General features: G+C 40.4%; 21 protein-coding genes. 8 read left to right on the top strand and 13 right to left on the bottom strand.

Annotated elements, in window-relative coordinates; all coding sequences use genetic code 11:
* Positions 1 to 66: 66 nt before the first annotated feature.
* The 3 genes from ACEW8U_RS04485 (at position 67) to ACEW8U_RS04475 (ending at position 1327) form a co-directional block, all read left to right on the top strand.
* Positions 67 to 318 carry a hypothetical protein gene (locus ACEW8U_RS04485; protein WP_373520837.1) on the top strand — a complete coding sequence of 84 codons (252 nt, stop codon included), beginning with the start codon at positions 67 to 69 and terminating at the stop codon, positions 316 to 318.
* A 340-nt stretch (positions 319 to 658) separates the two neighbouring features.
* Positions 659 to 997 (top strand): DHCW motif cupin fold protein, encoded by a 339-nt coding sequence (locus ACEW8U_RS04480; RefSeq protein WP_373520836.1) that lies wholly within the window; start codon positions 659 to 661, stop codon positions 995 to 997.
* 27 nt (positions 998 to 1024) lie between these two features.
* Positions 1025 to 1327 carry a DUF1330 domain-containing protein gene (locus ACEW8U_RS04475; protein ID WP_373520835.1) on the top strand — a complete coding sequence of 101 codons (303 nt, stop codon included), beginning with the start codon at positions 1025 to 1027 and terminating at the stop codon, positions 1325 to 1327.
* A gap of 267 nt (positions 1328 to 1594) precedes the next feature.
* Here the strand turns inward: ACEW8U_RS04475 and ACEW8U_RS04470 are convergent, their stop codons facing one another.
* On the bottom strand, positions 1595 to 2197 hold the full coding sequence (locus ACEW8U_RS04470) for a hypothetical protein (RefSeq protein ID WP_373520834.1): 603 nt from the start codon (positions 2195 to 2197) through the stop codon (positions 1595 to 1597).
* A 266-nt stretch (positions 2198 to 2463) separates the two neighbouring features.
* On the opposite strand from ACEW8U_RS04470, the gene ACEW8U_RS04465 reads away from it, so the two are divergent.
* Entirely contained in the window at positions 2464 to 3525 is a 1062-nt protein-coding gene (locus ACEW8U_RS04465) for an endonuclease/exonuclease/phosphatase family protein (protein ID WP_373520833.1), read from the top strand.
* A 180-nt stretch (positions 3526 to 3705) separates the two neighbouring features.
* On the opposite strand, the gene ACEW8U_RS04460 is transcribed toward ACEW8U_RS04465, so the two are convergent.
* From ACEW8U_RS04460 to ACEW8U_RS04430, 7 genes are all read right to left on the bottom strand, one after another.
* Positions 3706 to 5064 (bottom strand): NAD-dependent succinate-semialdehyde dehydrogenase, encoded by a 1359-nt coding sequence (locus ACEW8U_RS04460; protein WP_373520832.1) that lies wholly within the window; start codon positions 5062 to 5064, stop codon positions 3706 to 3708.
* A gap of 84 nt (positions 5065 to 5148) precedes the next feature.
* Positions 5149 to 6408, bottom strand: a complete 1260-nt coding sequence (locus ACEW8U_RS04455; RefSeq protein ID WP_373520831.1) for a C45 family autoproteolytic acyltransferase/hydolase — start codon at positions 6406 to 6408, stop codon at positions 5149 to 5151.
* Between the two features lie 83 nt (positions 6409 to 6491).
* Positions 6492 to 8141 (bottom strand): biotin carboxylase, encoded by a 1650-nt coding sequence (locus ACEW8U_RS04450; RefSeq protein WP_373520830.1) that lies wholly within the window; start codon positions 8139 to 8141, stop codon positions 6492 to 6494.
* 4 nt (positions 8142 to 8145) lie between these two features.
* Positions 8146 to 10908 (bottom strand): aminotransferase class I/II-fold pyridoxal phosphate-dependent enzyme, encoded by a 2763-nt coding sequence (locus ACEW8U_RS04445; protein WP_373520829.1) that lies wholly within the window; start codon positions 10906 to 10908, stop codon positions 8146 to 8148.
* 3 nt (positions 10909 to 10911) lie between these two features.
* Complete coding sequence (locus ACEW8U_RS04440; RefSeq protein WP_373520828.1) at positions 10912 to 11319, bottom strand: VOC family protein; 408 nt, start codon at positions 11317 to 11319, stop codon at positions 10912 to 10914.
* Between the two features lie 17 nt (positions 11320 to 11336).
* Positions 11337 to 12272, bottom strand: coding sequence for a carbon-nitrogen hydrolase family protein (locus ACEW8U_RS04435; RefSeq protein ID WP_373520827.1), 936 nt, complete (start codon positions 12270 to 12272; stop codon positions 11337 to 11339).
* Positions 12273 to 12368: 96 nt separating this feature from the next.
* Positions 12369 to 13676, bottom strand: a complete 1308-nt coding sequence (locus tag ACEW8U_RS04430; protein ID WP_373520826.1) for an aspartate aminotransferase family protein — start codon at positions 13674 to 13676, stop codon at positions 12369 to 12371.
* Between the two features lie 648 nt (positions 13677 to 14324).
* Here ACEW8U_RS04430 and ACEW8U_RS04425 point away from each other — a divergent pair.
* Complete coding sequence (locus tag ACEW8U_RS04425; protein WP_373520825.1) at positions 14325 to 14792, top strand: PA2169 family four-helix-bundle protein; 468 nt, start codon at positions 14325 to 14327, stop codon at positions 14790 to 14792.
* A 59-nt stretch (positions 14793 to 14851) separates the two neighbouring features.
* Here ACEW8U_RS04425 and ACEW8U_RS04420 read toward each other — a convergent pair whose 3' ends face one another.
* Positions 14852 to 15187 carry a hypothetical protein gene (locus ACEW8U_RS04420; RefSeq protein WP_373520824.1) on the bottom strand — a complete coding sequence of 112 codons (336 nt, stop codon included), beginning with the start codon at positions 15185 to 15187 and terminating at the stop codon, positions 14852 to 14854.
* 544 nt (positions 15188 to 15731) lie between these two features.
* Positions 15732 to 17948 (bottom strand): catalase/peroxidase HPI, encoded by a 2217-nt coding sequence (gene katG, locus ACEW8U_RS04415; RefSeq protein ID WP_373520823.1) that lies wholly within the window; start codon positions 17946 to 17948, stop codon positions 15732 to 15734.
* 269 nt (positions 17949 to 18217) lie between these two features.
* On the opposite strand from katG, the gene ACEW8U_RS04410 reads away from it, so the two are divergent.
* On the top strand, positions 18218 to 18445 hold the full coding sequence (locus tag ACEW8U_RS04410; protein ID WP_373520822.1) for a hypothetical protein: 228 nt from the start codon (positions 18218 to 18220) through the stop codon (positions 18443 to 18445).
* Positions 18446 to 18621: 176 nt separating this feature from the next.
* Positions 18622 to 19296, top strand: a complete 675-nt coding sequence (locus ACEW8U_RS04405; RefSeq protein WP_373520859.1) for a DUF4349 domain-containing protein — start codon at positions 18622 to 18624, stop codon at positions 19294 to 19296.
* A 224-nt stretch (positions 19297 to 19520) separates the two neighbouring features.
* Here the strand turns inward: ACEW8U_RS04405 and ACEW8U_RS04400 are convergent, their stop codons facing one another.
* Positions 19521 to 20825, bottom strand: a complete 1305-nt coding sequence (locus ACEW8U_RS04400; protein ID WP_373520821.1) for an aminotransferase class V-fold PLP-dependent enzyme — start codon at positions 20823 to 20825, stop codon at positions 19521 to 19523.
* A 166-nt stretch (positions 20826 to 20991) separates the two neighbouring features.
* On the opposite strand from ACEW8U_RS04400, the gene ACEW8U_RS04395 reads away from it, so the two are divergent.
* Entirely contained in the window at positions 20992 to 21696 is a 705-nt protein-coding gene (locus ACEW8U_RS04395; protein ID WP_373520820.1) for a hypothetical protein, read from the top strand.
* A 300-nt stretch (positions 21697 to 21996) separates the two neighbouring features.
* Here the strand turns inward: ACEW8U_RS04395 and alr are convergent, their stop codons facing one another.
* The gene (alr, locus tag ACEW8U_RS04390; protein ID WP_373520819.1) at positions 21997 to 23151 is read right to left on the bottom strand and encodes an alanine racemase; all 1155 of its coding nucleotides are present in this window, start codon (positions 23149 to 23151) and stop codon (positions 21997 to 21999) included.
* 97 nt (positions 23152 to 23248) lie between these two features.
* Positions 23249 to 25741: a hypothetical protein gene (locus ACEW8U_RS04385; protein WP_373520818.1), complete on the bottom strand. Its 2493-nt coding sequence runs from the start codon at positions 25739 to 25741 to the stop codon at positions 23249 to 23251.
* Positions 25742 to 25797 lie beyond the last annotated feature (56 nt).

Here is a 25797-nt window from a genome sequence, read left to right as displayed (position 1 = left end):
AAACCTTGATTGATGCATTCATATATCAGAGCTTTTGGTTAGTGGCTGTTGACTGACAACCTCAGGGTGAAACGTTTGCTATGTGGAACAGTAGGACGGTTTTGGTTTCATGGTCATTTTTGGGATTGTTATTTGTGGGAACCGGATGGTTATTATTGGGTTTTGGACATAAATACGCCTACCCGGATTTCCGGTTGGGTAAACAATGGACATTTCTTGGACCGGGCCTATGTTTTCCCCGATCGAGTGGTGCATCATGAAGGGGCAGGCATTTTGGGGCCGATTGCTATCGAGATGCGGATGGTCATGGGCGAATAGGCCTTTGCTTCCAGGAATGAGGCCAGTCTGAGTAGATACTCCTGTGCCGGACCGTTAAGGACAACAGTCCCGAAGGTGTTTTTTTTTAGTTTCTAAAATGATTGATTTTGATTTGACGGAATTTAAACAGAATTTAGGTAATTCGCTCACGCAGAGGGTGTCAGTTCAACAGCACCTACCCAAAAGTGGCGGTTCAGTGGGTAAATCAAGTTCAGTTTTTCAATCAAACTATGGTGCTGGCAGACAGTTTTGCGCTCCGTAATCACCAACTTCTTAAACCCACAAAACGTTATCTGCAAACGTAGCAGACGACTTAAACGACAATAAACAATTATAAAAAATGAGCAATATACCCTTTCAAACAATAGACTGGACTTCAATTGAAAAAGTTGAATACAAAGGTGAAATAGGTGTAGCATTTTGGCAGACAATTCAATTTGATGGACTTAGAATACGGTTAGTGGAGTACTCAAACGGATATTTAGCAGACCATTGGTGTCAAAAAGGACATATTGTTCATTGTTTAGACGGAGAATTTATCAGCGAACTAAGCACGGGTGAAAAAATTAAACTAAAAAAGGGCGAAACTTATGTTGTGTCTGACGAACTCAGTTCACATCGTTCCTTTTCCGAAAACAGTGTCAAAATTCTTATTATTGACGGAGACTTTTTGAAATAAAATTGGAGAAACTAAAAACTAATTAAAATGATTTACATAACTCAATTAATCTACATTATTAAAGGACAAGAACAAGTTTTTGACGAATTTGAAAGCATTGCTATTCCTACATTTTTAAAATATAACGGACGACTTTTATTACGAGTTAGACCGACAGAAAACACATTTATAGAAAATCATATTAACAAACCTTATGAAATTCATCTTGTTGAATTTGAAACACAACAAGATTTTGACAACTTTAAACTAGACGAAGAAAGAAAGAATTTTTTGCACTTAAAAGACCAATCAATAAAGGCATCAATTTTAATTCAAGGGACCAAACTATGACGACAGAAAGAACGCAAGCAAAAACAAGAATTTCCCGCCGAATTGGAGGAAAAGGTAACTTGTGTAAAAATTACAAAAGTCCAGCAGGAAGGAGAAATAGAGGTAAAAGGTATATCAAAACTTTTAAACTATATTCACCCTAAATTATTAAAAATACTGATTAAAAGAATAAAGCATGGAGGGCAAAAGAGGCTAATCTTCATCAGTTTCATCTGGCTTTTCATAATTTCCTTCAAATTCCTCCGCAATCAAATCATCTTGACTCAATCAATATTCTGAAGTCAAAATTTTAAAATTCTTCGCATCTGTTGTTGTCAAGTCCCAAAGTATATCTTCGGCTTCAGGAAAGGAAGTATCTCCAGTCATTTTATCACCAAACAATCTTTTGATCAGATTGCTGTCAGAAAGTCCTTCACTCAATAATTTGAGCGCAACTTCTTTAGTTAACTCAATATCCTCTACTTTGCCCAGAGGGGTAATTGAACACTCAAATTGACTGGCTTTGGTGTTGGGAAATTTCCCATTAAAAGCTTTAAACAAAAGTTGGTTGATATGAAAAAGTGTACCGTGGAGATTGATCTCCGGATACTCCTCGGCTATTTTGTCGAGCAACATGTCATTGGAAATCTGTTCTATCTGTCCTTTGCTCAAATCATCACTCAGTTTATATTCCAATACTATAGCTGCAGCTTCATTGGGTTCATAATCGGTAATGGCCATTAGCAACAATTCTCTCAAAGTATCTTCACTCGCACTTTCAGCATCAGGAAACCCGAAAAGATCCAACAGTTCAATATAATCCGCTGTTGACCAATAATCTAATACCTCGTCTATAGTTTTGAATGAAATGATTTTTATTTGAAATTTCATAATTTTTTTAAATTTTGTACAAGTTAGCAAGTATTGTTGATCGCTGCAGGGATAAACTCAGATATTTCTGAAATACGATTTTGCCAATTAAGTTGAAAAGGAAAGTTTCGGTATATGTTATTCTAATTTTTCCTGGACCATAAATAAAAAAAAATTTGGCTTCGGTTTTTCCAATGGTGTCTTAAAGTTGAAAGCACAGGATCACATTGGAATGATTTTTTCATATGAAGATATTGATAACCTTTTACGAGTTTTAATTGAGATAAATGCGGATACTTACACTCATATTGAGCGCAATTGTTCTAGTGGCCACAGGATTGCCCTTGATCAATTCAGGGGAATGGTGGATCAGAATATTTGATTTCCCAAGAATCCAGATTGCTATTCTGACTTTATTGGCACTGATCCTTGTATATTTTTATGTTGATTTCAAATGGAAATACAAGTTGCCATTGTTGGTAATCCTAGTAGTCTCTCTTGTATACCAAATCCAGTTTGTGGTGGTATACACGCCTCTTTACACAACTCAGGCGAAGGATAGTAATAAGGAGCGTGAAGAAAACAGCTTTATTCTTTTGGTTACAAATGTCCGGATGGAAAATAAAGATAAAGAAAGCTTTTATGAGCTTGTAATAAAGTATGATCCGGATGTGTTGCTGATCAATGAACCTGACCAAAAGTGGGCTGTTTCCATTGCAAAACTTGACAAAAATTACCCTTATTCCATCAAATACCCACTGGATAATACCTACGGAATGATGCTTTTATCAAAATTTCCGCTGAAGGAAAGTGCGGTGAATTTTTTGGTAAGGGATGATGTACCTTCTATTTTCACCAAGATCACTTTGCCTTCAGGCAGTATCATTGATTTTTATGGCGTCCACCCAGAACCTCCAAAGCCTGGTACCGATACATATGAAAGAGATACTGAACTGCTGATCATCGGTAAAGAAATAAGGGAATCCAAAAATCCTACAGTAGTAGCCGGCGACTTGAACGATGTGGGTTGGTCGGGGACTTCCAAGCTTTTCAGAAAATACAGTGAGCTTGTTGACCCACGTGAAGGCAGGGGCTTATATAATACATACAGTGTTTTATTACCTTTGTTTCGATATCCATTGGACCATATTTTCTACTCCAAAGAATTCGGATTATTAACCCTTGAGAAATTGGAAGATATAGGATCGGACCACTATCCAATTTTGATTGGTTTGAATTATGAACCCGATGAGGACAATACAGAAGGTTTGGAAAAAACCGATGCAGAAGAGGAAGCAGAAGTGGAAGAAAAAATTGAAGAAGGAAAAAAGGAAGGCGCTGATAATTAAGTTTATGACACGACTTTAGAATTGGAAACAAATACAGAATATGACTGCGGAGAAGTTATATAACAAATAGAATATAAATAGAACAAGAAGCTTCTTTTAGCTTCTTGTTCTATTTTTTTTATAGCAGATTATCATCAACTCATCTAGCTGTGTTGGAGGATGATCTATCAACAACTCTTTTTATTCCTTCACATACACAGTCTTAATATTCACAAATTCCCTGATCCCTTCTTTGGCCAGTTCACGCCCGTATCCTGAACGTTTGGTACCTCCAAATGGAAGACGGGGATCGGATTTTACGAGCTCATTTACAAAATAGGCCCCATCGCTAACTCTGTCTGCCATTTCAAGGGCTTTATCCGTATCTTTTGTGAAAACTGTTGTTCCAAGACCATACTTGGACGTTTCAGAAAGTTTGAAAGCCACATCTATATCTTTTGCTTTAATCATCGCTGCCAAGGGACCAAAAGTCTCTTCGTCAAAAGCCGCCATACCCGGCATTACATTTCCTAAGATCGTCGGTTCATGAAAACAATTATTCTGATTGCCACCATGGAGCACTGTTGCTCCCTGATCAACTGAACTTTTTACCTGTTGGTTGAGGTCATCTGCCAAATCTTTGCGTGCCAAGGGGCCTAATTGGGTGGATTCATCCTTGGTATCACCGATTTTGAGTTTTTTGACAGCGTCTGTAAATTTTGAGACGAATTCATCATAAATCCCTTCAAGCAATATAAATCTTTTTGCTGCAATGCAACTTTGACCGCTATTCATCATTCTTGCGGTAACGGCTGTTTTTACGGCTTGATCAATATCCGCATCCTCCAAGACAATAAAGGAGTTATTTCCCCCAAGTTCCAGTAGGCTTTTCTTCAAATACTTGCCTGCTAGTTGACCTACAGATGCGCCTGCCCTTTCGCTGCCGGTAAGTGTTACTGCCTTCACGGTGTCGTGAGCAATTATCTTTTCTGTTTGGTCATGGTGTATGATGAGATTCTGAAATACTCCCTCAGGATAACCTGCCTTTTTAAATATTTCTTCAATTTGAGTAGCACATCCGAATACATTGGAAGAATGTTTCAACAAACCTGTATTGCCTGCTGTGAGCGTTGGGGCTGCAAACCTAAACACTTGCCAGAATGGGAAATTCCAGGGCATAATAGCAAGAACTGTCCCTGACGGGTCATATCTTACCAAGCTCTTTTTGGCATCTGTTTTTATTTCTTCTGAAGCAAGAAAATCAGCAGCATTATCAGCATAATAATCACATACCCAGGCACATTTATTTACTTCAGACCTTGATTCCGAAATGGGCTTGCCCATTTCAGTGGTGATCATCTGTGCGTATTCTTCCGCATTTTCCCTCAATACCTGTCCTGCCTTTTTGATCAGCTCTGTGCGGTAAGAAAGCGGTTTGCGGCTCCATGTTTTGAAAGCCTCTTCTGACTTGTCTAAAATTTTGTCTATTTCATCAGAAGTATGTGCTTTGTATTTCCCTACTTCTTCATTGTTATAGGGATTGATGCTCTTAAATTCCATTGTAAATTGTGTTTTTTTAATCCGTGTAAATGAACCGGATGTATTGTAAGGGATGCCGTTACAACCTAAATTCTCTAATCAAAATCAGTTTTTCCAAAAGCTTGAATAGCCTGTGCCCATTTTGGACCAGAAATCTGCCAGCACCTCCCAAGAGACTTGGCCTCTTTTCATAAGTTTGTTCCGAAAAGCTTCCAATTCTTCCTTATCAGCTGAAGGGTTCGCCTGAGCCATAGCTTTCACAAGCGTATCAGTTACCGTCTTTTGCCAATCAGGTTGTGAAACTTGCTGTTCCTGATAAGTCCTATCAATTCTATTTGCGGTTTGTGAAATTGGCTGATGAAACCGTTCTGCCAAAACAGGAGCAACTGCAGGCTGATCAAATTCAATTAACCTGTATTCTTCCTTAAAATAATTGAAGCTTTGGAGGATCACCTCATTTGGCCAGCGAAGATGCACTGTTCCTTCCACAGGACTGTACACCACTGTGTAAAGGGTACCAAATCCTTCTTTAAACTTCGTATTATAAAGCGGCGGTTGAAGAAAAGCATCAGCCATCTCAGTGGAATTTGCTTTTCCTTCGGATAACATCTTTTCTATAAACCCATACCTTTCGAGGGTTTTATTGAAAGCTGCATTTTCCGGCCAATCAATCTCCCCTTGGTGATTGGTAGCAAAGGCGGCATCAGTAACCAGCGGCGCCTTGTCCGGTGCTATCTGAACAGTCTTATGAGCTCCACTCTTGTCAATGACAGTGACATTATACGACATGTGGGAAGGAATTCGTGTAAGTGCGGCAACGGCCTCCTCCACATTGCTGCAAAACTCCAGGACATACCTTAGTATAAAAGGAATACCAAAGCCTTCACCCACAACTTTCCTACCGCCAAAGGTCAGGGAAATCGCCAAGCCATCATCATTCATGCCATCCACGGCACCAGCGAGGCAATCACTTGTGGCAATCACTTTTTTGCCATTCCAAGCAGTCAGGAGTTGTGTGCCTTCAGTCAGGTCTGGATGGTAATCATAATTACGGACCAGTTTGATGTCATTTCCCGGTAGCACAGCTTGTGAACATCCACTTATATATGCGGGAGGTTGAAAACCAGTCAGAAAACGTGCAGAAACTTCATCGGCATTCGCTAGTTTGCAAAGCCTCTTGTAAGTAGGCCACATTTCCGGCATGTGTTTTTTAAGTGCTTCCTGTGAAGTTTTGAGGTCGGGAGTATATGCTGCTCCTTTCGATTCAAACCAAGTGCGATAGGCTGCCCAGTGCGTTTTAAATAATTTTTTCCACTTTAGCCCTGGTTTGCCAGGTTCTGCAATTGTATTGAAATGTAAATTCATTTACTGATTTATGATTGAAAATTAATCCAGATTAGCCCGCAATATAGATCTTATATTACGGGCATTACCTCTGAAAATTTATTTTATTTGGTCAATGAACCGGTAAGCTTAGGCTTAGTTTTATCCTCTACCATCTCAGCTTTGTACTGTGATCTTATCGCTTTTATCCAGTGTTTTGCACGGTGATTCAGGCTGAAGTCATCCGTCATCATACGGCCTCTCGTTACAAGTATCCCCATATCCGCACCTTCATACAAATAATCGCCTTTTCTAGTTATTCTTAAGAAAAAGGCCTCATTTTCATTTTCCACGGCTCTCCTGTGGGTATCCATACGGTCAAACTGAATGTGTCCTGTATCATACATTTTCCAGATACCTGATTTTGGCGCTTCAGTCACATATTCAATGGTGTCTTCAGTATGCTTTATGATTAACTGACTCCAACCGTCAATATTGTCCTGATGTGCCCAACGATTATTAAGTGCTACAACATCAAGATCATATTCAATGTCCATCCATTCCAAGATATGGAAAACAAACAGTGGCGCATCTGCCAAGGCAAATACTGCATGATTGGTGATGGAGCTTGCACCTGTAACCCGTGGGTTCAACTCACCGAGGTAAATCTCCCCATTGTCCAAATCGATCAGGTAATCAAGTTCAAAATATCCTTTGTAACCTTCTTTTCGCAGTTGATTACCGAATTTCTGAGTGTTTTCTATAGCTTTGGCGCGCAGTTCCGGCGTGAATGCATTTGGGTAAATCTCGTTTCCACACCATCCACCTTGGTAAGGTGTAAGTTCCTTAAAGCCTACCAACTCTGTCATCAATGGAGCTACGATAGTTCCATGTCTTGTAACACAGGCTTCGATGGCAGATCCTTTGCAGCGGATACGCTTCATGATCTTGACCTCATCTTCTTTGATAATCTCCTCCTCATGCTTTTTAAATTCTTCTTCATTCGAGATAAAGAAAGTGGTATGTCCTGAATCACCGAAAGGCGTTTGTATGACAAGATCACTTCCCAAATTCTTGGCAATTTTTGTCAGCTGTTTGTAATCTGTTACCTTGGAAAGTACATAAGGCACACAGGCCACCCCTGCTTTTTCGGCAATACGGTTGGTATTTACCTTGTTATCCAGAGAGTTCCGCATTTCAGCTTTTGGGAACATGATTTCCAGACCTAATTTCTCTGCAAGCCTTTCGGTTTTTTCGTCAAACATGAGGAACATTGCTTTTCCTGCCCTGCCATCTACTGCCCGTGTTTTAAGGTAGTCCTGCACTTCGGGATGTTGCAACAGATAGTTGTTGATGTCCTCTATGCCTTCAAAATCGTCATGTGGAATTTCATTTTTGGGAGAAAAGACATTTGGGTGAAGGCCGTCAAAACATTCAATATAACAAATGAATTTAAATCCTTTGATCCATTCATCAGCACCCAGTAAATTGAAATTAGTAGCGCTGATAAAATAAAGAGGCTCTTCATTTTTGTGGAAAGACCTCCTTATGTCTGAAACACCAACCAACTCAGCTTTAGGTTTCTTACCTCCATTTTTCAATTCAGTACCAGACGCTGGTTTTTTAGCTGTCCTGGTGGTTGGAGTAGTTTTTGTTGAAGCAGGTTTAGTTGTGGTGGTTGTTTTTTGTACAGTTTTTATGGGTGCACCGGGTATAGAAACTTTCACATCTGGTTTTACCGGTTGATCTGTTTTATTATTTCCTTTAGTTGCCATATTCTTAATTTTTTAAGGGTTTGGTTGATAATTTCTTTTTTGCATTTGTATTTGTCGATCCCATCGAGGTGACGGTTTTGTGTCTGTTGAGCACACTTTCTTTGAAAACCCGAAGTCCGAGATCAGCTCTGTAGCCATGAATCTCAGAGACATCAAGGGCATTGAGAAAATGTATGATTTCTTTGCTCACCACCTGCCCCGGGACAAGTACTGGAAATCCAGGAGGATAAGGAATGATAAATGACGAAGCCACGAGCGTACGGCCATTTTCCATTGAGGGCAAGCAGTCATCCATTTTTATATATTCACAACTCTCCTCATTATAAGCGATAAAAAATGCTTCCCGTATATTTCCACCCGGCACTCCAGGTACGGCCTGAAATGTTTCATGAAAATAACTGAAGTCAGGCAAAGGGGGAAAATCCTTAATCAATGATTGGATTTTATTTTGACGGATTGTTGTCTCCTCTTCATTCAGACTTTTAAATTCCTGATCCAATTCATCGGCTATTTTTAGCAGTGCATTGGTAAGGTAAGCCACACTTCCTCTTGTTGTACCAATGTTGGTCATGAATAAGACCGTGTTTCTCGAAGTCTTGTTGATCTGGATATTGAATTTATCCATCAGGTATTTATTCTTGAAAGTATCGCCATCTACTCCTGTGCGGCCGATATGGAGGGTTATTTTTGTAGGATCTAGGACAAATTCATCCTTTTCCCACGCATTTTCCATTCTGTTCCAGCCTTCTTTTTTGTTGTAATACTCCGACAAGCCAGATTCTCTATATTCTTGGGGAATAAAATCACTGACTGTCAGCACATCAAAATATTTGCTCAAACGTGGATGGTCATTTATTTTGGCACGAAGACCCATTGCCATCTCAATACTTTTTTCCACGAGCTCATAACCTTCAAACTGTACCTGTCTTCTACCGGCATCGAGGGAAGCCAACATCTGATAGTTGGGAGAGGTGGAGGTGTGGGTCATATAGGCTTCCATGAAGGTGGTTTCGCTTTTTCTGCGGAAATCTTCATCCCATATGTGAATCATGGAACCCTGACGGAAGCTACTCAGCGTTTTATGTGTACTCTGTGTGGAATATACCCTTATCCGAACCTTATCGGGATCAGGTAATTTGGGCAGTTCATCTTCCTTCAGGTTGTTGATATGTGCTGTATATTCTTCCCTGTAGCTTGCTGTTTTATATTTTTCATACAGCTTTTTGGCCACAAACATTCCTGTACGCTGCTTATAATTGTAGGTGAATCCGGCAAAAGCAAACCATGCTTCATCCCATAGAAATACCATATCCGGTTTTATAGCTAGGATTTCCTGCATTACTTTTTCGACATTATATACAAGACCGTCAAAAGTGCAATTGGTAAGCAGGAGCATTTTCACCAAGTTAAGCCTTCCGGCTTTTTTGAGCCGAAGCAGTTTCTCTTTAATCTGTTCGAGAGGAACTGCCCCATACATTGAATATTCTTCTATTGGATATGAATCCAGGTACACTGGGTAAGCCCCCGCTAGCACCAACCCATAGTGGTGGGACTTATGACAGTCACGGTCAATCATGACAACCTCCCCTGGCTTAATGAGAGCCTGAACTACAATTTTATTAGCTGTTGACGTTCCATTGGTGACAAAAAAAGTCTGCTGGGAACCGTAAGCATTACTCGCCATTTTTTGCGCCTTTTTTAAGGAGCCTGTGGGCTGAAGAAGTGAATCAAGCCCTCCGGTAGTAGATGAGGTTTCGGCCAAAAACATATTCCTTCCGTAAAAATTTCCAAAATCTTTGATCCATCTGGACTTGAATATGGAGTTACCTCTTGAGATGGGCATGGCATGGAAAACTCCAGTGGGTTTTTTACTGTATTCCATTAAGGCTGAAAAAAAAGGCGTTTCATACCTTTCACCAATGCCTCTTAATATGGTAAGATGCAGTTCTTGGAGGTCTTCAACCCTATAAAATATACGTCTGAAACTTTTCAGGGTGCTGTCTTTCAGGTTGCTGAGAGCGGTATCCGTAACATAATAAGTATCTATCTCCGGTCTAAATTTCTTTATAAGCTGGCCTAGGAGTGGCCCAAGTTCACTCTGAGGAGTGGAGGCGTGGTCAAGTTTAAGAATATTCTGAATAAAAGGCATTATTTGTGGAGTGACCTTCTTAGAATGATAAGGGGGGGCATAACGTATTACAACAGCCTGGATGTTGTAATTGAAATGCAGGGCTATCATAGCATCTTCAAAAGAACGCTGCACTACTATATTGTACACAAACTTTTCACTAGAGGCTTGTAAGTCCCTAAGATCATTTCTTAGCTTAGTTTCCTCCTGAGGAGAGATATCTTCCACAATGAGCACTTCAAAATGATGCTTATGATGCCCATCTGAGGATTCCCCATCTCCGGAAAGTTCTACACCATGTTCGTCATCATCAATATTGTCTGTATGATTTCTATACCTGTCACTTACCAGTTGCTTTGTGATTTCGGTGATTTTATTGGCTAGCGCTGTATGTTCCTGCCTATCCAGCATTTCACATAGCATCTTGAGCCTTGGGACACCGGGAAAGGCAAAATACGATTCAATCTGCTCCAACTCGTTTAGCAATTTTTTGACTTCCTGCTTACAATCTTTTTCATCAACTGAACCTCTGGCTGAAGAATCAAGCGAGGTAGATGTATTCTTCAACTGATTCCAGGATTCAATCCGAAGTTGAGCGATATTGTAGTGGCGAGTACTTATTGTTTGTTTTTGAGGCATAATTTAGTTTTTTGAATGCAGGGCAAGCTTATTTCCTTCAGTATCTATAAAAATGGCGAAATAGCCATGCTCTTCGTTAATAAGCGTTTTGGGCATTACTATCCTTCCTCCGGCTTCTGCTATTTTTGAAAGAATATTGTTAAGATCTTTGCCGCCATTCAGGTAGATTAAGGCTCCTGTATCACTTGGTGTCGAGCCTGGACCGGCTACAACCGCCCCTCCAATACCATTATTAGCAGGGAAGAAAGCCATCGAATGATTTCCATTGAAGTTTTCTTCCATTTCAATGCTGTATATATGGTTATAAAAATTTACTGCCTGCTTAAAATTTACAGCGGGTATTTCAAACCAGGTTACGTAGTTTGTAAACGGTTTCTGTACTTTCTTTTTATTTGAAGGTATTACTCCCATAGTTTTATTTTTTTGGTTTAAAGTTCACCAAACCCCTTGTATCCTGTTGGTGTTTCAGGGGGTTGGTATTCATTTTCCTTTCTTTTTAATCTTGCAAGGTCATCTAGCCGGGTGGGTTTGATCAGAGGTCCTAAAGATTTTAAATATGGCAACTGTGTACCTGGCTGATAAATGCTGAATTGCCCGATATGATCACGCAAACTTTTCAAAGGTTGTCCCAGACGTAATATGCCTAGCTCTCTGCTCCGCTTTACCCGTTCAATATTCAGTTCAAGGGGAATTATCTCTTCATTTCCTTCTGCTTGATAGATTATCCTGCCATCGGGACCGCAGACCAGGGATTTTCCATTACCGCCAGATTCCAGACCGTTGATATCAATAAAATAGCATTGATTGATCGCAGCCATTGCCCTTACTATGGACAGTTCTATTTCGCGGTCTATTGTACCTGTCATGGTAGGGTGAAGAATAACCTCAGCACCTTGGACGGCCAGTGTACGTATGGTTTCGGGAAACCACATATCATAACAGATGGAAACGCCAAATTTGGCCACACCCGGAACGTCGAATGTACAAAAGTCAGTTCCTGGCGTAACGCCCACTTCATACGGATAAAAGGGAAACATCTTTCTGTAGCGGGTGACAATTTCACCCTCAGGATTTATGACAGTAGCGGTGTTATAAATATGGTCCCCGCTTTTTTCAAATATTGAACCTGGTAACAACCAAATATTGTGTTTTTTGGCCATTGCCTGCATCTCATGTTCAAAATTACATGGTAAATTCTGAGCTGTGTGTGTGAGTGGGCCAAAAGCGCAGAGCTCACTAAAGACTACCATCTCAACCCATGGATAAAGGCTCATGGTTATATTTAGCTTCAGCTTCATCATCTCGACGTTGGAAGCTACTGCCGAAACTTTCATTTGTATTCCTGCTATTGCGAATGGAGTCATGTATGTATTCTATTTACTATTGATAACTAATTTTTGCCCTATATTTTAAGGACATGTAAATGAAAAAATTCCGCGAAATACTCTGCGGATTAATATTTACGTATTTTTTCTGACATGCTTTTCCAATATGTCCAGTCCTTTGTGTAATTGCTCATCAGTGATTACCAAGGGTGAAAGTATTCTTATTACATTTTTAAAAGTCCCGGCGCTTAACAGGATCAGTTTATCTGCTGCACAACCTTTGACAATTTTATCACACAATTCAGTATTCGGTTTTCCCGGATCATTATCTATCACAAGTTCCATGGCGATCATTGCGCCTATACCTCTTACATCTCCTATCTCTGGAATATCTTTCTGCATTTTTTCCAGGCGATCTTTCACGATTTTACCCACCTCTTTTGCACGTTCATTCAAATTGATATCCTTCATGTATTGAATAGTTGCCAATGCTGCTGCACAACATACCGGACTTCCGATGTATGTTCCGCCAATAGTTCCGGGAGCTGCGGCGTCCATTACTTCGGCGCGGCCAAGAATAGCGGCGATCGGTAATCCGGAGCCCATCGATTTGGCATAGGTGCTGATATCGGGCTGTACATTATAATACTGCCAACTTGCCCAATAACCCGTACGGCAGAATCCACTCTGTATTTCATCAATTATCAGCATGATGCCATGCTCATCGCAAAATTCACGCAGTCCTTCGAGGTATTTTTTCGGTACTAGATTGAATCCTCCCTCACCTTGAATAGGTTCAATGATAATAGCAGCAACACTTTTGACATCTACCATACTATGGGCGCTGTCCCGAAGCCTGTTCAGTTCCGTTTTTACAAAATCGTCCATGTCTTGTGTCCCACTGTATTTATAAAAATTAGGAAAGGGAATCCTATAAACTTCGGGGGAAAATGGACCACTTCCATACTTGTAGCTGATTTTGCTGGTAAGGCTCATTGCCATCATGGTACGTCCATGAAAGGCTTCTGTAAAACATAGAACTGCCGGCCTTTTAGTGGCTTGTCGCGCGATTTTAATGGCGTTTTCGACGGCCTCTGCTCCTGTACTTACGAGCATAGCTTTCGTTTTCTCACCGTGGGGAAGAATGTCGGCCATGACTTCACAAAGTTCTATATAGGGCTCGTAGGTTACCACATTAAAACTGGTATGCAGGTATTTTCCAGCCTGCTCACGGATAGCCTCCACCACAGGCTCAGGACAGTGTCCGGCATTTACAACCCCAATACCTCCGGCAAAATCTATGTGTTCCTCGCCATCGACATCCGTTATAATCGCTCCTTTTGCTTTTTTTGCAGTGGCAGTATTGAAAATACCTACACCATTGGCTACAATATTTTTTCTCCTCTCTAGAATTTCCTGAGATTGAGTTTTTTGTGTTATCATATAAATTCAGCTTTTTTTAATTTAAAATCAATAGGGATGCTTTTCGAATGGAATATAATGGTTGAATGGACTGCTATTCGTAGTCTTGCTTAAAATAGCTACTTTTTATCAAATTGCCCGATCAAAGCCTTTTCTTCAGAGCTAAATTGATGTGCTCTCCATTAAATATAGGAATGGTATCTGATAAGCGACATACCTTATTTTATGCGGGAATCATCTTTAAAGAAGATGAATATTTACATAAATTTTAAGGCTTAAAGAGATCAATTTTTCGGTTTCATTCAATATAAGAAAAATATTGGACAATAAAAAGTGAACCTATTGTAACCACAGTAAGGCATTAAACCATATTTTATATTGTCAAAAGTTCATTTAACTTAATAAATAACGGGGTGTTTTAGGCAAATCAATACTAAATAAATTCCTAAACAAACGAATTTACCCAATTTAACTCCAATTCGAAGGTACCAGAGTTATTTTTACGACTGGTTTTTTTCGCACAATCAGATTTACAGATTTTTGATTGCCTCCCTTGTATAATCTCACCAATAATTTACATGTTTTTTTGGTTTCAGGGATTAATACAATGATGGACTGATAGTTGAACATTGGTAATTAAAATATATTCAACTTAAATCAAAAATAACCATGACACATTTAGAAGAATTGTCCAGCACCCTCAATGACCTGGTATTGATCCATAATGACAGGATTGAAGGCTATGTCAAATCAATAGAGATAGTAGATCAGAAAGACGCTGATCTGAAAATGCTTTTTGCAAAAATGATATCCAACAGCAGAGGTCACATAAGTGAACTAGGTGAGCTGATCCATGAAATTGGCGGAGAAATTGAAAATGGCACTACTACTTCCGGCAAAGTCTTCCGTACCTGGATGAGTGTCAAATCCGTATTTTCTGCGGATGATAGGACAAGTATTTTGGAATCCTGCGAAGAAGGAGAAGATGCGGCTTTGAAAGCATACGATACGGCCCTAGCTTCTGATGCTGAAATGAGCGCAGATGTCAGACAGATGTTGATGGAACAAAAGTCATCAATAAAAACTGATCATGATCAGATCAAAAAACTGAGGGATTTGCATAAAAGTTTAGCCTAATTCTAGGTCCTATAAATAAACAAAAAAAACCATCTCTGGATCAGGGATGGTTTTTGTTTTTATGGGTGAAAGAATGCATCCGGTTTGGCCATCAGCTTGGTTTCAAAATCCAATCCGGCACTGAAGCCATAATACTCATGAGTGTTGCGCGCATAACAGTAAATACAGCCATGCTCACATCCCTGATACGGATTGAGGGAAAAATCCATTCCTACATCCGGGCTTTCTACTTTGTTCACAATGGTCTTTGGATGTTCAATAAGTACCGTTGTTTTCGGATGCTGAATCAAGGGTTCATCCAAGCCTTCTATATGCTCGGCCACCACCCTTCTTTCCAAAAAGCGGTTTTCTGTTTGGGTCTGCGCCCCCCTTCCTTTCAAATAATTATCTTCCATGTCAATTTCCTTGGCATTCCAGTCTATCTAAGTATAAGAAACTTATGAATTAAATGCATGAATATGCCTGCTGTAATTTTTTCCGGATAGTTCTCTTAACAACATCTTGTTTGCTTCGGGATTGATATCCAATTTTGTTAATTGGATTATTAGTATGAATGCATGTTGTCTAAATTTACCAAATCTTAATATTTAAACTAAGTTCTAATATGAAACGGCGGGGAGGAATGACGGCGGACCGGGCCGGCCTTGGCCTCGTGCGCTGATAGGATTCCGCCGTCTTGACTTTTTTGGTTACTTTTTTTGTCAAGAAAAAAAGTGACTATATATTTAATTTTTAAAATTTGAACTTAGGTTTAGAATCCTAAAAAAAGCAAAATATTAGTATGTTATAAATATTTTGTATGATCAAATTATCTTAAGATTAGTGGATTTTTTGTCTTGATATTTAAAGGGTTAAATGGATTTAGTAATTAGGACAAAAAAATAACTGCCCATTTTTTTGGGCAGCTATTCCTAGTCTTCTTAAAGATTAGAACTCTAATCAAATCAAATCAAAGCGATCCAGATTCATCACTTTGTCCCAAGCAGCTACAAAGTCCTTTACAAACTTATCTTTGCCATCTGTACATCCATAGACCTCGGAAATTGCCCTCAATTCAGAATTAGATCCAAAAATCAAGTCAACGCGGGTAGCGCTCCATTTTGGTTCTCCGGTTACCCTATCGCTACCTACAAATACATGCTGCTTATCAGAGGTCGCTCTCCAAGTAGTTCTCATGTCCAATAGATTTAGGAAGAAGTCGTTGGTCAAGGTCTCAGGATTACTGGTGAATACCCCATGCTTAGATTTATCAAAGTTGGCGTTCAACACACGAAGTCCTCCAACCAAAGCGGTCATTTCGGGTGCTGTCAGATTTAGTAGTTGTGCTTTGTCCACCAACATTTCTTCTGCACTCGCCATATTCTTGGCATTATAGTAATTTCGGAAACCATCTGCCTTAGGCTCCAAGAAATCAAAAGAATCAATCTCTGTATCTTCTTGAGAAGCATCCATTCTACCAGGAGTAAATGGAACTGAAAGATCAAACCCGGCATTTTTTGCTGCTTTTTCTATTGCAGCACAACCACCTAACACAATCAGGTCAGCAAGGGACACTTTCTTGTTGCTTGACTGGTTACTGTTGAATTCCTCTTGGATGCTTCCAAGGGTTCCCAGCACTTTGGAAAGTTGTGTAGGGTTGTTGGCTGCCCAATTCTTCATCGGCTCAAGACGGATTCGGGCACCATTGGCACCTCCACGCTTATCGGAACTTCGGAAAGTGGAAGCAGAAGCCCAAGCCGTAGAAACCAATTCAGAAACGGTAAGTCCAGCCGCTAAAATGTTGGCTTTCAAACCAGCAATATCATTGTCATCTACCAATTCGTGGTTTACCACAGGAATCGGATCTTGCCAGATCAGATCTTCAGCAGGAACTTCTGGACCTAAGTACCGTGTTTTTGGCCCCATATCACGATGTGTCAGTTTGAACCATGCTTTTGCAAAAGCATCGGCAAACTCCTCTGGATTTTCGTAGAAATGTCTTGAAACCTTTTCATAAGCAGGATCCACTTTCAAGGCCAAATCAGTGGTCAGCATGAAAGGTTTGTGAAATTTACCTTCAATGTGGGCATCAGGAATGAATTCATCTGCATTTTTGGCTTGCCACTGATGGGCTCCAGCAGGGCTTTTGACCAATTCCCATTCGAATTCAAAAAGAAACTTAAAGTAATCATGACCCCATTGTGTTGGAGTGGATGTCCAAGCACCCTCCAGTCCTGAGGTGATGGTGTCAGCGCCTTTTCCGCTGCCAAATGAGTTTTTCCATCCCATTCCCAAATCCTCTATATTAGCTCCTTCAGGCTCTGGCCCTACATATTGTAATGGATCAGCTGCACCATGGGTTTTGCCAAAAGTATGTCCACCGGCGATCAATGCAACAGTTTCATAATCGTTCATTGCCATACGGCCAAAAGTCTCCCGGATATCATGTGCCGCTCCCTCGTGATTGGGTTGGCCTTGAGGACCCTCTGGATTGACATAAATAAGACCCATGTGAGAAGCACCAAGAGGTTGTTCTAATTCCCGCTGTCCACTGTATCTTTTATCGTCTCCCATCCATTCTCCTTCAGAACCCCAATAAACATCTTCAGCAGGTTCCCAAACATCAGCACGTCCACCAGCAAAACCGTAGGTTTTAAAATCCATGGTTTCAAGCGCTACATTGCCGGTTAAAATCATCAAATCAGCCCATGATAGTTTCTTTCCATATTTCTGTTTGATTGGCCAAAGTAGCAAACGGGCCTTGTCCAAATTTGCATTATCAGGCCAGCTATTAAGCGGTGCAAAACGCTGCGTTCCGAATCCTGCACCGCCACGGCCATCCTGAACACGGTAGGTTCCGGCACTGTGCCAAGCCATCCGGATCATAAATGGACCGTAATGACCATAATCAGCCGGCCACCATTCTTGTGAAGTTTGTAGTGCATCTGCAATATCTTTTTTTACCTCCGAAAGGTTCAGTGACTTGAATTCCTCAGCATAGTTGAAATCCTCTCCCATAGGATTGGAAAGGGTGGAATGCTGCCGTAGGATATTCAATTTTAATTGATTTGGCCACCAGTCACGGTTTCTTGGCCCTGCACCGGCTGCTTGAGAGAGTTGACCGTTGTGGAAGGGGCATTTGCTAATGTCACTTTCATTCATGTTGTAAGAACTCATAGTATTATTGGTTATTTATTTTTGAATTTATTATGGCTAATGTAATAAAGAATTTTCTTATAAAACTGAATTTTCGATAGATAAAATCTATGACTCTTTTTTACTTTAGATGGGTGATTAACATACAAAAATATGGTCAAATTAAAAAGTTATTTTAGATTCCCAAAATTTAGGAATAGGTAGAAATTGATGATTAAATAGATTTTTCAGATTAATTCTGTACATTTCTTACCACCTAATTCACCGTAACCTTTCTTAAATCCAACCTTATGACGCCAAAAGCACAAGAAGTAGCTGTAAAGAGAAAAAAAATCATGATGTTTTTTGGGTTGATTATAATTCTAACCTTGGCTTTTGCCATCAAGAAAATTTTTTTTAAACCCTCCTCATTTGATGTAAAGCAGGAAAACCTTTCTATTGAACTGGATAAGCACTTTCCAATGATGGTAGATCAGAATACAAGATTGGAATGTTTTCAAGCAAACAAATTCGTTTAAAGTTTAACACGGATCCTATGAAGCTTTTATTCGCCTTGGCATTTATCATTGCCGCCTGTTCCAATAATGAAAGTTTGGTTTTAAGCCCAAGAGGGAATTCTGATGACATTATGGTAAACATGGATATGGAATAAGTTCCATTTGCCAAACAATCTGCACCTAGTTCAGAATCACAAATTCAATCCTCGGATATCAGCCAGAAACTGATCCGCTCAGGAGGAATCAATTTCCAATCAGAAGCTTTGGAAAAAGACTACGAACAGATAAAAGCAATGCTAGCGGGTTTTGATGCCTATTTGGAGAATGAAAACCAAAATAATGACAACTATCGAAAAAGTTATAACCTAAGCATCCGTGTTCCTTCAGAAAAATATGACAGCCTACTCAATGCCATTTCCAAAATTGCTTACAGGGTTGAAAGCAAATACTCTAATGTAAACGATGTTACCGAAAGGTATTATGATCTTCAAAGTCGCATCCAAAACAAAAAAGAACTTGAAAAACGCTACAGGGAGATTTTATCAAAAGCGAATCAAGTCAAAGATATTCTCGAAATAGAGCGTAACCTCAATGAAGTGAGATCGGATATTGAGTTGATGGAAGGGCAGTTCAATTACCTCAGTAAGCAGATCCAGTTTAGTTCACTTCAGGTTCAGTTTTATGAGGAATTGCCCTATGAACTGAACTCTCCCAAGAAAAAAGGATTCTGGGTGAGAATTTTCAACGCTTTGGACAATGGCTGGCAGCTATTTCTTTCAGTGGTTGTAGGCTTGGTAACTATTTGGCCATTTTTTTTAGCAGGTGGGATTATTTTTATTTTGGTTATGGTCTTACGTAAAAGGAATGGGTAATCACATTTAGATTACCCGTCATCCTGAATCCGAGGTATGCAGCTGTCCTGTTGCTTAACGGGAAGGATGAAGGATCTCTTAAGCCTAATGAGAGACTCTTCCATCGTGAGAGACGGTTCCAACAATTACGTCATTGGTACTTTAGGGCCCATCCGCCGTAGCGAAAGAAATCTGTTATCGCTTGAGAGTTTAAAGATCTTTTCCGCTATGGCCAAGAAACCAGCCTACACACCTCTTGCAATCTTTTCCAATCCATCCACCAACTTATCCAAGTCAGAAATTTTGGTATAGACATGGGGTGAAACCCTGACACAATTGATATTTGCAATCGAAACAGGGGTAGTGTGGATTTTGAAATCCCTCATCAACCTGCCTTCTAATTCTCCAGGGGTCAGACGATCAAAAGACACGCCAGCCAAAGCACAACTGTATTCTTTTTTCAGAGAAGTATGGATTTTTACCCCGGGAATTTGTTCAGCCTTAGAGGCCCAATAATCTTTAAGGTATCTGATTCTTTCCTCTTTCCTTTTTGTCCCGATTGCATTGTGGAAATTGAGCGCTTCACCTATTCCCTGCTCTATGGGAAAGCTTCTAGTCCCCAAATTTTCAAACTTCCGGATATTGTCACTTTTTGGATCTCCTGCGCAGATCAATGGCCATATTTTGGAAATCTTCTCTTTTTTGATCCATAACATCCCACTTCCTATGGGAGCAGAAAGGTATTTGTGGAGACTAGTTCCAAAATAATCTGCCTCCAAATCGGGAATTTTAAAATCCAATAATCCATATGAATGTGCACCATCCACTATCACTTCAAGTCCGTTTTCATGGGCCATTCTGGCAATTTTTTGGATCGGCATGATCTGCCCGTTCCAGTTGATGACATGGGTGAGGTGGATAACTTTGGTCTTAGAGGTAATCGCTTGACGATAGGCATTCACTATTTCCGAATCATTTTCAGATGGAAAATTGAAAGTAAGTTGCTTGTAAACTATTCCATTCCGCAAAGCCCTTTGCTGCCAAGCCTGCATCATATTGGGATAATCCTGTGTACTGCCAATAACTTCATCCCCTTTTTGAAGATCCAAACCATAAATAATGGTTACCAAAGCCTCGGTGGCATTCCTGTTAATGGCCACTTCTTCTGGGGAACATCCACCAAGTTTTGCCAGTTCTTCTCTCAGATTTTCCCGACCCTGATCCAGAATCCGCCACATGTAGTATGAAGGACCTTGATTGGTCATTAGGTTGAATCTCTCCACGGCCTGTTGGACGGCCAATGGACTTGGAGAAACTCCGCCATTATTCAGTATAATGATGGGCGAGGAACTGGCAGAATACCCCTGCTGAATTACGGTCCAATAGTCTTCATCAGAGGCTATTTCCATAGGGGATTTATGTAGGTATTTCTTTTCCAATTGCTGCCATGCTGCGGCATGGATTTGATTGAAGAAACTGTTGATGGAAAATGCACCTGCCAGGGCTCCAGCTTTTTTGATAAAGGAGCGTCTGTTTTCGGATAATTTCATAGTGATTGCTGGATTAAACCTTCTTATGGCATTTTTGGAGATAAATCCTAAAGTGAATTCATCTATTAAATTCTACTTAAATTATGGAAAAAAAACCTTAAATTCCATCCAGTTTAGTATGGGTGGTTTTTTTGTATTTTGACCCGGAATTTAAAGCTGTTATGACATGAAAAGGATACATCTCTTTGAATTTGAAGACCAAGCTTGGTTTCCTGATTGGATAAGGGTATTGATGACACGGTATATCATGACTTTTCATAAATTGCTCGGCACAGCCGACTTGATTTTTCCTTTGGTCAAAAAAGGACTCCAACATGCCGATGCCACGGTAATTTTGGATTTGTGTTCAGGAAGTGGAGGCCCTATGGTCGATGTAACTCGGAGCCTGAAAAAATCCACAGAACATGAAGACCTGAAACTCATTCTCAGTGACCTGTATCCAAACCAACCAGCTGCTGAACAATTCAATAATCTTAAAAATAGGGATATTGAATACATCACCACCCCATTAGATGCCTCAAATGTAAGCAAAGACCTTAAGGCGCTTCGTACGATGGTGAGCAGTTTGCACCACATGAAGCCTAGTGTTGCAAGGCAAATTCTTAAAAATGCCAAAGAATCCAACCAACCGATTTTGATATTTGAAATCAGTGATAATGCCCCCCCGATTTTTCTATGGTGGCTCGCGATTCCTTTTGCTTTTATCACCACGCTGTTTGTTACTCCCATGGTCAGACCCATTACTTGGCAGCAATTGGTATTTACCTATCTTATTCCCATACTGCCTTCATTCATAGCATGGGACGGGGCTGTTTCCAATGCCCGAACATATACTTTGGAGGACATGGACATTTTGATTGAGGGGCTTTAAGATGAAAACTATCACTGGGAAAAAGGAAAAATCAAAGGAAAGGGAGGTAACAAAGTTTATTTATTAGGCAAGCCTACTTAAATCTCAATTCATAAATCGTAATTATATTTCTCCATTGCCCATCCTTGTTTTAGGCCGAAGGCTTTGTCCACTATGAATCATCATTCATCCAAAAATCTAAAGCACCGTGATCATTTTTGACCTTTTTGGGTCAATCTTCTCCTCCTTGTGTCTATTCATCCCTGATCATTTCTCAAATCACAAATCTTCAATCTAAATCTTAAATCTACCCCCCCATCCTTACTCCACCACTATCCTTGGAATATCCTGTGGCAACCGGGTTAGCAGTTCATAATTTACCTGTTGGGTGGATTCACCGAAAGAGGCGATTGTGATTTCGTTTTCACCTTGTTTTCCGATGATTACGACTTCATCGCCTTTTTGAACTCCTTCAAGATCAGTGATGTCTGCTGCTATACTGTTCATGGTAACGGTACCCACTACAGAAACGATTTTTCCACCGATCAATAATTTTCCCTGATTGCTCAACATCCTGCTGTAGCCATGTGCATAACCTATCGGTACCAAGGCAATCGTCATATCCCGAGGAGCCATGTAGCTAGACCCATAACCGATAAATTCACCCATATTTACCTTTTTTGTGTTCATGATGCTACTTTTCCAACTGATCAGCCTTTTCAGTGGGTTTTTGTTGTTTGCAGGTAATGATTTAAAGCGGTACATATAAGTCTCCTGCGTGGGCCAAAATCCATAAGAAGCAATTCCCAACCTGACCAAATCCATTTTGGTCTCTGGATAAAGCAGGGTTGCAGCAGAACAGGCTGAATGGTATTTCTCAAATTCCAGGTCTTTCCTTTCAAACCATAATTTGATTTTTTTGTATTGTTTGATCTGCTTCCTGACCCTTACGTAATTATTGATGCTTTCTGCCCCGGCATAATGGGTACAAAGGCCCCTGAGTTCAAGGCAATCAAGATTTTCTTTCAATAGATTTGCCAACCAATCCAACTCATCCCAATCAAATCCTGTTCTGTGAAATCCAGTTTCCACCTCAACATGGATTTTGGCTTTGACACCTATTTTTTTGGCTGCTTCAATAGCTGCTTCAAGCCTGTCAAACTCAAAAACATAGAAACTGATTCTTTTTTTAATGATTTCCTCCAAGTCCTGATTGCCCAGCATTCCCATCATCATTACCTGACTTCCTTCTTTGCTGACCTGATGTACCCGAAGGGCTTCATCGGCACTAAAAGTGCTAAAATGTCGGATACCGTTTTCTTCTGCTATGGGGACTATATTTTCTATGCCATGTCCGTAGGCATTGCCTTTGACAACGACAGATATTTCTGTTTTTGGACCGATGTCAGACTTTAAAAAATCTATGTTTTGCGCGTAGGCGGATTTACTGATTTCAATGTATGAGGTATGCTGCATAGCTGCAAAGGTACAAAATCAAGATAAGACCTAGAAAAACAGGAAAAGCCTGGAGAATTCCATTCCTCCGGGCTGTTTCAAAAATGGGCTAATCACCTTATTTTTTAAGCGTTATTACGACCTTGGCAATTCCTTTTCTTGAATTGGCATTAGCAATCCAAGGGGCACAGTCCCCGGAATTAAATAACCAAGTAGGGGTGCTTGCTGCTCCTGCAGATACTTCTCCAAACTCATAAAACCCATCATTCAATAAATTGGGGTTCTCCAGCCACGTCCTTGTGGTGCCTTCCGGATGGGGAATTAGCCTCGGTGAAAAGGAAATTATTGTGGCGGTATAACTTACAGCATTTTCCTGTGGTGGAATCAGAAATAATGTAGATGCTCCGCAATTGGTATAGTTTCCGGATACTGTCGGGCCCCATGGTCTTGGGGTAAGGGTAACATAAATCACTTTTTTAAACGCATCATTATCTACGAGGACAGTTCCCTCAATGTCATCATAGCGTGTCCACACATCGGAATCTTTGGATTTTATATAGGCTTTCAATTTGATTTTCTCAACTGCATTTTCTACCTCTTCATCCAAAGCCTGATAGGTGATACTTGGAACATGGGTAATCGCGCTACTCACACCACCTACAAAGTTTCCATACTTTGCCTCGGTAAACCATTCAAACTTATAATCGAATGTTGGATCATTTGCTTTGTAAAATTCATCTCCATTAGCCCATTCCACATATAGCTTTACTTTTTGTTTTTCCTTACCACTCAGGGTTACATTCTTGGGTTTGATCTCAAGCCGGGCAGGCTTGACGGCGATGGTAGCTTGAGCTTCCCCGATTTTAGAGAGGTTTTCTCCCTGCTTGACATAGGCGATTACGGTGACTGTCTCTATGGCATTGTCGGGTAAATTGGCTGCCGAGGTTTCTGCTTTGTAAGAAATAGTCTTTTGCCCGTTTTCGATCTCAGTTCCATTATTTCCCAGGTTATCCCTCAGATGTCCATACTTGCCGGAAGTTGACCATTTATACAAAAATGCCTGACCGTCTCCTAGTTCGGTTTTTGTATGTACAGTTAGCTCCTCAGCAGCAAAATTAGTGACGGAGGCATCTTTGGGACTTAAGACAATGTCGTGGTCCTTGGCTGTCACTTCAAAGATTTCCAAAGGGGAAGAAAGGGAAATCTCACCAATCATCTTTACGAAATCCACTCCTTTGATCGCCAAATCGATGTATTGAAGCACTTTCAAAAATCTGGCTTTTTTCATTTCGGCTCTGTATTCCTTATTGAGGTCCACATCCCAAGAGGAATTCTTCATGGCATTTTCAGCCAAGAGATCAGCCAAAACCTCTTGAAAATCACCGCTGACTTTGTCACTGATAAAATAGTCCATGACATCGGACACGAATTTGGTGAGGTCTTTTGTTTCATAAAGTTCTTTGTAAAAAGGGGTGAAATCCGCGACCTTCTTGACAGCAGCAGCTATGATTTTGGCATGTTCCTCCGTGGCCATATCGCCAGCTGCAGCAAATGCCTCCGACATCAAAGGAATCACCATGTCCATGAAAAGGGTCTCAATCATCAGATCTTCCCACTTTGCTTTTTCCGCATCCGTGTGTTCCCTACCCATCCAACTGATTCCTGGAGACGCACCGATTACACGTACTTTATATTTTGCCTCAGACTCATTTGAACCTAGAGGAATATTGATCGGAGAAGAATCTTCAGAAGCATACTTCGCCCCCTGACCTGCAAGTCCTACTGCAAGCGTTCCCAAAAACCCGTCCAATGCTGAAGGAGGATTCACTGCCTGTTGGCTATCTGCCACATCACCCCCTGTGAAACTGCTTTTTAGGATGGTTTCATTACCGTCTTTATCTATAAAAGAAGACTTATAGATAAATGCATAGGCTCTTCTTCTGTAAAAATTTCTAAGTATTACCGATTGAAAATCATTATCCATAACTTGAATTCCGCTCCTTACCCCATTTGGATCGAAGTTGATCTGCCTTGCCCTGATGTCCAACGGATCATTTTCAGGGATTAGTTCTGCAAGAAATTCGTCTAGTAAAGCTGTGTAAGCACCCAAAGAGAAATTAACGGGGTTCTGTTTGAATAATGTCTCCAGCTTCTCGTTCAAATCATTGATTCCATTGACAGCGGATATCTCGGAAATATATTTTTCCCTGAATTCAAATGGAAGGATAAAAGCACCTGATCGGAAATATAGTAAAACCTCTACGGTGGAGGCTACTGAAAGTTTTTTGTTGGCATCACTGATAAACCCTGATAAAATCACCCTGTCCTGCGCATCCATCAGAAATGCCATCTGAGACTGACCGGGCTGAAAGGCAATTTTTGATTTGCTTGATCCGTCAACAGGAAAGCTGAAAGTATTGGCCACCACGTTCATTCCGGACAGGTTAAGGGAAGTACCTTCAGGAATTTCAATTGAAATTTCAGCGGTCGATACATTAATTGGGTCAGGATCTTTATTGACAGGGCCATTATTAGGTGTCTCGGTTTCTTTACAAGATCCTACAGCCAGAAAAAAAGCAAACAGCAAGAGGAGTGTAGATTTTACTTTCATGATAAGTGAGGTTAGGTGTAATACTTACACATCGTAAACCTTAAAAAATGTCATCA

Origin of the sequence: Aquiflexum sp. (genome assembly GCF_041751335.1) — a bacterium.
Lineage (GTDB): Bacteria > Bacteroidota > Bacteroidia > Cytophagales > Cyclobacteriaceae > Aquiflexum.
This window is presented reverse-complemented; position numbering and strand designations above follow the sequence as displayed.